Raw genomic sequence first — 1,297 nt, 5'->3', positions numbered from 1 at the left:
TCCCGAATCCCTGTTCCCTTTGGTATATTAACCTTGACGCCTTTGGAGTCATACCAGTGTCTAACGAAATAGACGATATTCAGCCTGAGCAACACAACAGTTCTGACGCTCAACTGTCCCCACAACAACAGGGGCAACGACTAAAAGAATTAGCACTAGTCTTTTTTAAATTGGGGACAATTGCCTTTGGTGGCCCAGCTGCTCACATTGCCATCATGGATGATGAAGTAGTGAAGCGACGACAGTGGATGAGTCATGAGAAGCTGCTCGATCTACTGGGAGTTACTAATCTTATTCCAGGCCCTAACTCTACAGAATTAGCGATTCACATCGGTTATGAGCGAGCGGGATGGCGAGGGCTGTTTGTTGCTGGTTCTTGTTTTATCCTGCCAGCAATGGTGATTGTCTGGATCATGGCAGCAATTTATGCCCGTTACCAGAGTGTGCCCCAGGTAGAGTGGCTCCTTTATGGTATCAAACCAGTTATCATCGCCATTGTTTTACAAGCGTTATGGAAGTTGGGAAAAAAAGCAGCAAAAGATATTCCCACCACAGTAGCAGGAGTTGCAGCTACTGTCGCTTTCTTCTTAGGCACCCATGAAATTCTATTACTGCTGTTGGTCGGAGCTGCAGTAATGCTAGTTAAAAACCTTTGGCGTAGAGGAAACAATATCACAGGTGCTTTACTTATACCTTTCTCTAGTGTTTTAGCACAGACCGGTGTACCATCCGCTGCTTCTATATCTTCCGCTAGTGTGTTCTTATTCTTCCTAAAAATTGGCTCCGTTCTATATGGTAGTGGCTATGTGCTGCTGGCGTTTCTACAACAAGATTTAGTAGAGCGCCATCAATGGCTTACTTCCCAACAACTGCTTGATGCGATCGCAATCGGTCAAGTCACTCCCGGTCCTGTGTTTACCACTGCTACCTTTATTGGCTATCTGCTGAATGGAAATGTTGGCGCAGTAGCTGCAACAATTGGAATCTTTTTGCCTGCCTTTGTGTTAGTCGGAATCCTCAATCCTTGGGTGCCCAAGCTACGCCAATCCCCCTGGGCAAGTGGATTCCTAGACGGTGTTAATGCCGCTTCCTTAGGACTGATGACAGGAGTCACTTATATCTTAGCACGTACTGCTTTAGTAGATTGGTTAACCGTTATGGTAGCAATAGTTAGCGCGGTGCTGGTATTTCGCTTTAAGGTAAATTCCGCATGGTTAGTATTAATCGGCGGAATTATCGGATTGATTTCACAATTAGCCCAGTTGTCGATTGGGTTTTAGGGAGTCGGGAGTCGGGA

At 45.8% G+C, this 1,297-nt stretch carries 1 protein-coding gene; it reads left to right on the top strand.

Features of this window, described 5'->3' with window-relative positions; genetic code table 11:
* Positions 1 to 56 precede the first annotated feature (56 nt).
* Complete coding sequence (locus F6K37_RS34300; RefSeq protein ID WP_287255257.1) at positions 57 to 1,280, top strand: chromate transporter; 1,224 nt, start codon at positions 57 to 59, stop codon at positions 1,278 to 1,280.
* The last annotated feature ends 17 nt before the right edge of the window (positions 1,281 to 1,297 follow it).

This window comes from Moorena sp. SIO4E2 (assembly GCF_010671945.1).
GTDB lineage: Bacteria > Cyanobacteriota > Cyanobacteriia > Cyanobacteriales > Coleofasciculaceae > Moorena > Moorena producens.
Note: the sequence above shows the minus strand (reverse complement) of the source record. Positions and strands in the feature narration are given on the sequence as shown.